Raw genomic sequence first — 8,261 nt, 5'->3', positions numbered from 1 at the left:
TTCGCAATCCGTGAAGGCGGCCGTACTGTAGGCGCTGGTGTTGTTGCTAAAGTTATCGCTTAATCGCTGATAGTTTTTTGTCACTATACGTTGACGCAACACACCCGAAAAGGGCATCATTCGATGCCCTTTTTTCTACGCTGTGGTGCTAGAACCTATCTCATCAGCGATTTATACGTCATAATCACTGGTGAGATAGGCTCTGAAATATAGCGTAAAACACCGAATTGCGCTCGAGTAGAGCATCGATCGGTTTGGTTTGCCTCGCAATGCGAGGCAAAGTTGTTTGTTCTGAATCATTGTGACGGGTTGGTTTATGAGTGCGAATACCGAGGCTCAAGGGAGCGGGCGCGGCCTGGAAGCGGTAAAGTGGCTGGTTGTTGCCGTTTTGTTGGTTGTAGCTATTGTCGGTAACTATTATTACCGTGCATACAGCCTGCCGTTACGCGCGTTAGCCGTAGTAGTTATTATCGCAATTGCAGGCGCAGTGGCTTTATTGACCACTAAAGGCAAGGCGACAGTTGCGTTTGCTCGTGAAGCGCGCACCGAAGTACGTAAAGTCATTTGGCCAACGCGCCAGGAAACATTGCATACCACACTGATCGTTGCTGCGGTGACTGCCGTTATGTCTCTGATTCTGTGGGGGCTGGATGGTATTTTAGTCCGCCTGGTATCTTTCATTACTGGCTTGAGGTTCTAAATGTCTGAAGCACCTAAAAAACGTTGGTACGTCGTCCAGGCGTTTTCTGGCTTTGAAGGCCGCGTAGCGCAATCGCTGCGTGAGCACATCAAATTACATGACATGGAAGAGCTGTTTGGTGAAGTCATGGTTCCAACCGAAGAAGTGGTTGAGATCCGTGGTGGCCAGCGCCGTAAAAGCGAACGTAAATTCTTCCCGGGTTATGTGCTGGTCCAGATGGTGATGAATGACGCCAGCTGGCACTTAGTTCGCAGCGTTCCTCGTGTGATGGGCTTCATTGGCGGAACGTCAGATCGTCCTGCACCGATCAGCGATAAAGAAGTCGATGCGATCATGAATCGCCTGCAACAAGTGGGTGATAAACCACGTCCTAAAACATTGTTTGAACCAGGTGAGCTGGTACGTGTTAACGACGGTCCGTTTGCGGACTTCAATGGTGTGGTCGAAGAAGTTGATTACGAAAAAAGCCGCTTGAAAGTGTCTGTTTCCATCTTTGGCCGTGCAACACCGGTTGAACTGGATTTCGGACAGGTTGAAAAGGGCTAACGGCACCTTTCTAAATATTCATTAGAACAGATGTTGTACAGGGCGCGAAATTGAACTATAATTTCGCGCCTTTTGTTTTTATGCGCAGCCTCTGCGTGTGGAAAGTATAAAGTATTGTAAATAACGGGGAGCCTCTTCAAACAGGCGATATCACCCAAACGAGGATATTTACCATGGCCAAGAAAGTACAAGCCTACGTTAAGCTGCAAGTTGCAGCCGGTATGGCAAACCCAAGTCCGCCAGTTGGTCCAGCTCTGGGTCAGCAAGGCGTGAACATCATGGAATTCTGTAAGGCGTTCAATGCTAAGACTGATAGCATGGAAAAAGGCCTGCCAATTCCTGTTGTTATTACTGTTTATTCTGACCGTTCTTTCACCTTCGTTACCAAAACCCCTCCTGCAGCAGTACTGCTGAAGAAAGCGGCTGGTATCAAGTCTGGTTCCGGCAAGCCGAACAAAGACAAAGTAGGTAAAGTAACGAGTGCTCAGGTTCGTGAAATCGCAGAAACCAAAGCTGCGGACATGACTGGTTCTGACGTTGAAGCGATGACTCGCTCCATCGAAGGTACTGCTCGTTCCATGGGCCTGGTAGTGGAGGATTAATAGAATGGCTAAGCTGACCAAGCGCATGCGCGTGATCCGTGACAAAGTTGATGCTACTAAACAGTATGACATCACCGAAGCCGTTGCTCTGCTCAAAGAGCTGGCCACTGCTAAATTCGTAGAAAGCGTGGACGTTGCTGTTAACCTCGGCATCGATGCACGTAAATCTGATCAAAACGTTCGTGGTGCTACCGTTCTGCCTAACGGCACCGGTCGTTCTGTTCGCGTTGCCGTCTTCACCCAAGGTGCAAACGCTGAAGCTGCTAAAGCTGCAGGCGCTGAGCTGGTAGGTATGGAAGATCTGGCAGACCAGATTAAGAAAGGCGAAATGAACTTCGACGTTGTTATTGCATCTCCAGATGCAATGCGCGTTGTTGGCCAATTAGGTCAGGTTCTGGGTCCACGCGGCCTGATGCCTAACCCGAAGGTTGGTACTGTAACTCCTAACGTTGCTGAAGCAGTTAAGAATGCTAAAGCAGGTCAGGTTCGTTATCGTAACGACAAAAACGGCATCATCCATACCACAATTGGTAAGGTTGATTTCGAATCCGACAAGCTGAAAGAAAACCTGGAAGCTCTGTTGGTCGCTCTGAAAAAAGCGAAGCCTTCTCAGGCTAAAGGCGTTTTCATCAAGAAAGTAAGCCTGTCCACTACCATGGGCGCGGGTCTTGCTATTGATCAAAGCGGCCTGAGCGCAACAGTTAACTAATTAACTGCTGACGTTTATCGCTTTACGCGGGCGGTAGATTTGTCTAGAATCTATGGCCCGTTGTTTCGTTAATGCGAAACCAAGATTTTTCGGTTGGAGCCTGGCCTATCCAGGCCTCCGTCCAAGACCGCAGGTGTCCTGAAAGGGACTTAATCCTTCCTGCGTAGACGGTGACAGAGCCTGAAGAAAATATTTCTTTGTCTTTTTTAAAAAGAATTAAGATTTGTCTTTGCTGGATTCTCTGCTCACCGTGTTTGAACGCTTGATATCGATCTCGATAACAAGTGATGTGAGTTCCGGGGGTTTTCCCCGGCTAAATCCAGGAGCAAAAAGCTAATGGCATTAAATCTTCAAGACAAACAAGCGATTGTTGCTGAAGTCATCGAAGTAGCCAAAGGCGCGCTGTCTGCGGTTGTTGCGGATTCCCGTGGCGTAACTGTAGATAAAATGACTGAACTGCGTAAAGCAGGTCGTGAAGCTGGCGTTTACATGCGTGTTGTTCGCAACACCTTGATGCGTCGCGTCGTAGAAGGTACTCAATTTGAGTGCCTGAAAGACACGTTTGTCGGTCCAACCTTGATTGCATTCTCTACTGAACACCCAGGCGCTGCTGCCCGTCTGTTCAAAGATTTCGCTAAAGCGAATGCAAAATTTGAGGTTAAAGCTGCGGCCTTTGAAGGTGAGTTTATCTCTGCGGCTCAAATCGACCGCTTGGCAACTCTGCCTACTTACGAAGAAGCAATCGCACGCCTGATGGCAACCATGAAAGAAGCCTCTGCAGGCAAACTGGTTCGCACTCTGGCTGCTGTTCGCGATCAGAAAGAAGCTGCTTAATCAGCCTTTCTTATCTCGTTCATTTGCTTACGTATACACTATTTCTGAATTCTAGGAACACTTGAAATGTCAATCACTAAAGAACAAATCATTGAAGGCGTTGCAGCTCTGTCTGTAATGGAAATCGTTGAACTGATCTCCGCTATGGAAGAAAAATTCGGCGTTTCTGCTGCTGCTGCTGTTGCAGGTCCTGCTGCTGCTGCTGAAGCTGTTGAAGAAAAAACTGAGTTCGACGTTATTCTGGCTGCTGTTGGCGCGAATAAAGTTGCAGTTATCAAAGCTGTTCGTACTGCAACTGGCCTGGGTCTGAAAGAAGCTAAAGACCTGGTTGAGTCTGCTCCAGCAGCTCTGAAAGAAGGCATCAGCAAAGACGACGCTGAAGCTCTGAAAAAATCTCTGGAAGAAGCTGGTGCTTCTGTTGAAGTTAAGTAAGTTTAACTTCCCGGAGTGCAGTCTGTCCTAACAGACTGATGGCTGGTGACTTTTTAGTCACCAGCCTTTTTGCGCTATAGAGTGTCAGTGGTGTTTCACACTGTTTGAGCACTGAACTACTCTAATATCTCTTTCTATAGACGCCTTAATATATTGATGCCTCTTGCTGTAGCTCATCTACAGATAACGCACAACGAAATGATTTAAGAGTGGTAGAAAACAGATATTGCGGGAAGCGTTTCTGCTTTCCGGTCGACATAAACGGTGTTGCATGAACTGTCCTTCTCAGGGCAGACAAGATTGGGTCACTGATCAGCGAGCTGAGGAACCCTATGGTTTACTCCTATACCGAGAAAAAACGCATTCGTAAGGATTTTGGTAAACGTCCACAAGTTCTGGACATTCCATATCTCCTTTCTATCCAGCTTGACTCGTTCCAGAAGTTTATCGAGCAAGATCCGGAAGGCCAGTACGGTCTGGAAGCTGCATTCCGTTCTGTATTCCCTATCAAGAGCTACAGCGGTAACTCTGAGCTGCAATACGTTAGCTACCGTCTTGGTGAGCCAGTATTCGACGTTAAAGAATGCCAGATCCGTGGTGTGACGTTCTCCGCGCCATTGCGCGTGAAACTGCGCCTGGTAATCTACGAACGCGAAGCACCAGAAGGTACGGTCAAAGACATCAAGGAACAAGAAGTCTATATGGGCGAAATTCCGCTCATGACCGAAAATGGTACCTTTGTGATTAACGGTACTGAGAGGGTTATCGTATCTCAGCTGCACCGTAGTCCGGGCGTATTCTTCGACAGTGATAAGGGTAAAACCCACTCATCGGGTAAAGTGCTTTATAACGCACGTATCATCCCTTACCGCGGTTCATGGTTGGATTTCGAGTTTGACCCGAAAGATAACCTGTTTGTACGTATTGACCGTCGCCGCAAATTGCCAGCGACCATCATTCTGCGTGCATTAAATTACACGACTGAACAGATCCTTGACCTGTTCTTTGACAAGGTGACTTACCAGATCCGCGACAACAAGTTGCAGATGGAACTGGTACCTGAGCGCCTGCGCGGTGAAACAGCTTCTTTTGATATCGAAGCTGACGGTAAGGTCTATGTTGAAAAAGGCCGCCGCATCACTGCACGTCATATTCGTCAGCTTGAAAAAGACGAAATCCAGCGCATCGAAGTTCCTGTTGAGTACATCGCAGGGAAAGTCGTTTCTAAAGACTACATCGACACCAATACCGGTGAGCTGATCGTCCCTGCTAACATGGAATTGTCTCTGGATCTGCTGGCTAAATTGAGCCAGTCCGGTCACAAAACCATTGAAACGCTGTTCACCAACGATCTCGATCATGGCGCGTACATGTCCGAGACCATTCGCGTCGACCCAACCAGCGATCGCCTGAGCGCACTGGTTGAGATCTACCGCATGATGCGTCCTGGTGAGCCACCAACGCGTGAAGCAGCTGAAAGCCTGTTCGAAAACCTCTTCTTCTCTGAAGATCGTTACGACCTGTCTGCTGTTGGCCGTATGAAGTTCAACCGTTCTCTGCTGCGTGATGAAATCGAAGGTTCAGGTATCCTGAGCAAAGACGACATCATCCAGGTGATGAGAAAGCTGATCGGCATCCGTAACGGTCAGGGCGAAGTGGATGATATCGACCACTTAGGGAACCGTCGTATTCGTTCTGTCGGCGAAATGGCTGAAAACCAATTCCGTGTAGGTTTGGTTCGTGTTGAGCGTGCGGTTAAAGAGCGTCTGTCTCTTGGCGACCTCGATACTCTGATGCCTCAGGACATGATCAACGCTAAGCCGATTTCGGCTGCGGTGAAAGAGTTCTTCGGTTCAAGCCAGCTGTCACAATTTATGGACCAGAACAACCCGTTGTCTGAGATCACGCACAAACGTCGTATCTCTGCATTGGGCCCGGGCGGTTTGACCCGTGAACGTGCTGGCTTTGAGGTTCGAGACGTACACCCGACTCACTACGGTCGCGTATGTCCAATCGAAACGCCAGAAGGTCCAAACATCGGTCTGATCAACTCCTTGTCTGTGTATGCACAGACCAATGAGTATGGTTTCCTGGAAACCCCTTACCGCCGTGTGCGTGAAGGCATGGTTACCGATGAAATTAACTACCTGTCTGCCATTGAAGAAGGCAACTTCGTAATCGCTCAGGCGAACTCCAACCTGGACGAAGAAGGCCGCTTCCTGGAAGACTTAGTCACTTGTCGTAGCAAAGGCGAATCAAGCCTGTTTAGCCGCGATCAGGTTGACTACATGGACGTTTCTACCCAGCAGATCGTATCCGTTGGTGCTTCTCTGATTCCATTCCTGGAACACGATGACGCCAACCGTGCATTGATGGGTGCGAACATGCAACGTCAGGCAGTTCCAACCCTGCGCGCTGATAAGCCGCTGGTAGGTACTGGTATGGAACGTGCTGTAGCGGTTGACTCCGGTGTTACTGCCGTAGCTAAACGTGGCGGTATTGTTCAGTACGTGGATGCATCCCGTATCGTTATTCGTGTTAACGAAGAAGAGATGTACCCGGGCGAAGCAGGTATCGACATTTATAATCTGACCAAATACACCCGTTCTAACCAGAACACCTGCATCAACCAGATGCCGTGTGTGAATCTGGGCGAACCCATCGAGCGCGGCGACGTGCTGGCAGATGGTCCGTCAACAGATCTGGGCGAACTGGCTCTGGGTCAGAACATGCGTGTCGCGTTCATGCCTTGGAACGGTTACAACTTCGAAGACTCCATCTTGGTCTCCGAACGTGTTGTGCAGGAAGATCGCTTCACGACCATCCATATCCAGGAACTGGCGTGTGTGTCCCGTGACACTAAGTTAGGGCCTGAAGAGATCACCGCTGACATCCCTAACGTGGGTGAGGCTGCGCTCTCTAAACTGGATGAATCCGGTATCGTTTATATCGGTGCTGAAGTGACCGGTGGTGACATTCTGGTCGGTAAAGTTACACCTAAAGGTGAAACTCAGCTGACTCCGGAAGAGAAACTGCTGCGTGCGATCTTCGGTGAGAAAGCGTCTGATGTTAAAGACTCTTCTCTGCGTGTACCAAACGGCGTTTCCGGTACGATTATTGACGTGCAAGTCTTCACCCGCGATGGCGTGGAAAAAGACAAACGTGCGTTAGAAATCGAAGAAATGCAGCTGAAACAGGCTAAAAAAGACCTGACTGAAGAGCTGCAAATTCTGGAAGCGGGCCTGTTTGCACGTATCCAGTCTGCGCTGGTTGCTGGCGGTGTTGAAGCTGACAAGCTGGGCAAATTGCCTCGCGACCGTTGGTTAGAACTGTCACTGACTGACGAAGACAAACAGAATCAGTTGGAACAGCTTGCTGAACAGTACGACGAATTGAAATCTGAGTTTGAGAAAAAACTCGAAGCTAAGCGTCGTAAAATCACTCAGGGCGATGATCTGGCACCAGGTGTGCTGAAAATTGTTAAAGTGTATTTGGCCGTTAAACGTCAAATCCAGCCTGGTGACAAGATGGCAGGCCGCCACGGTAACAAAGGTGTTATCTCCAAGATCAACCCGATCGAAGATATGCCTTACGATGAAAACGGGACTCCTGTTGATATCGTACTGAACCCGCTGGGCGTTCCATCACGTATGAACATTGGTCAGATTTTGGAAACCCACCTGGGTATGGCCGCGAAAGGTATTGGTGAAAAAATCAATGCCATGCTGAAGAAACATGAAGAAGTTTCTAAGCTGCGCGAGTTCATCCAGCGTGCCTATGATCTGGGCGACGATGTACGTCAGAAAGTTGATCTGAACACCTTCACCGATGACGAAGTATTGCGTCTGGCTGAGAACCTGAAAAAAGGTATGCCAATCGCAACACCAGTCTTCGACGGTGCGAAAGAGACAGAGATCAAGCAACTGCTTGAAATGGGCGGAATCCCTACCTCTGGCCAGATCACACTGTTTGACGGCCGTACCGGCGAGCAATTTGAGCGTCAGGTTACCGTCGGCTACATGTACATGCTGAAACTGAACCACCTGGTTGACGATAAGATGCACGCGCGTTCTACCGGTTCTTACAGCCTTGTTACTCAGCAGCCGCTGGGTGGTAAAGCGCAGTTCGGTGGTCAGCGCTTCGGTGAGATGGAAGTGTGGGCACTGGAAGCATACGGTGCCGCTTATACCCTGCAGGAAATGCTGACTGTTAAGTCCGATGACGTTAACGGCCGTACTAAGATGTATAAAAACATCGTAGATGGCGATCATCGTATGGAACCAGGCATGCCGGAATCCTTCAACGTATTGTTGAAAGAAATCCGTTCTCTGGGTATCAACATCGAGCTGGAAGACGAGTAAGTACTCGAATTCGCACTGATCACAGGGGCACCTGCCTGTTAATCAATACAGACCAGGTGCCTAACAGGTCTAACCCG

At 49.0% G+C, this 8,261-nt stretch carries 7 protein-coding genes; all 7 read left to right on the top strand.

The window, feature by feature from the left end; all coding sequences use genetic code 11:
- Nucleotides 1-316: 316 nt before the first annotated feature.
- The 7 genes from secE to rpoB all read left to right on the top strand — a co-directional run bounded on the left by secE (nucleotide 317) and on the right by rpoB (nucleotide 8,184).
- Complete coding sequence (gene secE, locus J8X26_RS18830; protein WP_034794996.1) at nucleotides 317-700, top strand: preprotein translocase subunit SecE; 384 nt, start codon at nucleotides 317-319, stop codon at nucleotides 698-700.
- On the top strand, nucleotides 701-1,246 hold the full coding sequence (gene nusG, locus J8X26_RS18825; protein WP_009639145.1) for a transcription termination/antitermination protein NusG: 546 nt from the start codon (nucleotides 701-703) through the stop codon (nucleotides 1,244-1,246).
- A 173-nt stretch (nucleotides 1,247-1,419) separates the two neighbouring features.
- A complete protein-coding gene (gene rplK, locus J8X26_RS18820; RefSeq protein WP_013577413.1) occupies nucleotides 1,420-1,848 on the top strand; it encodes a 50S ribosomal protein L11 in 429 nt (142 codons plus the stop codon).
- 4 nt (nucleotides 1,849-1,852) lie between these two features.
- The gene (gene rplA, locus J8X26_RS18815) at nucleotides 1,853-2,557 is read left to right on the top strand and encodes a 50S ribosomal protein L1 (RefSeq protein ID WP_101080118.1); all 705 of its coding nucleotides are present in this window, start codon (nucleotides 1,853-1,855) and stop codon (nucleotides 2,555-2,557) included.
- 336 nt (nucleotides 2,558-2,893) lie between these two features.
- On the top strand, nucleotides 2,894-3,391 hold the full coding sequence (rplJ, locus tag J8X26_RS18810) for a 50S ribosomal protein L10 (RefSeq protein WP_013577411.1): 498 nt from the start codon (nucleotides 2,894-2,896) through the stop codon (nucleotides 3,389-3,391).
- Between the two features lie 66 nt (nucleotides 3,392-3,457).
- Nucleotides 3,458-3,823, top strand: a complete 366-nt coding sequence (rplL, locus tag J8X26_RS18805; RefSeq protein ID WP_101080117.1) for a 50S ribosomal protein L7/L12 — start codon at nucleotides 3,458-3,460, stop codon at nucleotides 3,821-3,823.
- Nucleotides 3,824-4,155: 332 nt separating this feature from the next.
- Complete coding sequence (gene rpoB / locus J8X26_RS18800; protein ID WP_152325371.1) at nucleotides 4,156-8,184, top strand: DNA-directed RNA polymerase subunit beta; 4,029 nt, start codon at nucleotides 4,156-4,158, stop codon at nucleotides 8,182-8,184.
- Nucleotides 8,185-8,261 lie beyond the last annotated feature (77 nt).

The organism is Rahnella sp. ChDrAdgB13, assembly GCF_017655185.1.
In the GTDB taxonomy this organism is placed as follows: Bacteria; Pseudomonadota; Gammaproteobacteria; order Enterobacterales; family Enterobacteriaceae; genus Rahnella; species Rahnella contaminans.
Note: the sequence above shows the minus strand (reverse complement) of the source record. Positions and strands in the feature narration are given on the sequence as shown.

Excerpts from the sequence above, each read along its gene's own strand:
- rpoB (WP_152325371.1), top strand. The coding sequence starts at position 4,156 with ATGGTTTACTCCTATACCGAGAAAAAACGCATTCGTAAGGATTTTGGT.
- secE (WP_034794996.1), top strand. The coding sequence starts at position 317 with ATGAGTGCGAATACCGAGGCTCAAGGGAGCGGGCGCGGCCTGGAAGCG.
- rplK (WP_013577413.1), top strand. The coding sequence starts at position 1,420 with ATGGCCAAGAAAGTACAAGCCTACGTTAAGCTGCAAGTTGCAGCCGGT.
- rplL (WP_101080117.1), top strand. The coding sequence starts at position 3,458 with ATGTCAATCACTAAAGAACAAATCATTGAAGGCGTTGCAGCTCTGTCT.
- rplA (WP_101080118.1), top strand. The coding sequence starts at position 1,853 with ATGGCTAAGCTGACCAAGCGCATGCGCGTGATCCGTGACAAAGTTGAT.
- nusG (WP_009639145.1), top strand. The coding sequence starts at position 701 with ATGTCTGAAGCACCTAAAAAACGTTGGTACGTCGTCCAGGCGTTTTCT.
- rplJ (WP_013577411.1), top strand. The coding sequence starts at position 2,894 with ATGGCATTAAATCTTCAAGACAAACAAGCGATTGTTGCTGAAGTCATC.